1 pseudogene is annotated in these 734 nt (G+C 39.1%); it reads right to left on the bottom strand.

Going from position 1 to position 734, the window contains the following annotated elements:
* Positions 1-144 precede the first annotated feature (144 nt).
* Positions 145-734, bottom strand: a pseudogene (nupO, locus tag ACTYA4_RS22120) (guanosine ABC transporter ATP-binding protein NupO); the annotation flags it as partial.

Genomic DNA, 734 nt, shown 5'->3' with positions numbered 1-734 from the left:
GTATAATAGATTTCGCCAAAAGCACCGTTCCATAAAGCGATATAGGCATCTACTGGGCTATATCCGGTAGCCAGCATAATAATGGTTCCTACTAGTATGCCAAGCAGAACGGATACGATAGGAATACTAATTTTCTTTACTGTATTAGACATTTTTCTCCACACCTACTTTATTGTCATTCGATCCTGCCATTAATAATCCTAATTCTTGTTCTGTTGTTTCTTTCGGATTAACGATAGCAATAATTTCCCCTTCAAAAATAACGGCAATTCGATCACTTACATTTAATATTTCATCTAGTTCAAACGATAGAAGCAGGACGCCTTTGCCTTTATCTCTCTGTTCAATTAAACGTTTATGGATAAACTCAATTGCCCCAACATCCAGACCACGAGTTGGCTGTGCCGCGATTAATACATCCGGATTTCGGTCTACTTCACGGCCGATGATTGCTTTTTGCTGATTTCCACCAGAAAGAGCACGTGCAGGCGTATGAATGCCAGGTGTTCTCACATCATACTCTTCAATTAATGTTTTCGCTTTTTTATCAATTTCTTTCTGATTTAAAAAGCCATTTTTCGAGAAAGGTGGTTGATAATACGTTTGCAAGACGATATTTTGGCCAATTGGAAAGTCTAACACTAACCCGTGCTTATGGCGATCCTGTGGAATATGCCCTAACCCGCTTTCCGTTATTTTACGCGGGGATAATACACTGATTTCTTTCCCATTTA

The organism is Niallia yueguangensis, assembly GCF_052663115.1.
This window is presented reverse-complemented; position numbering and strand designations above follow the sequence as displayed.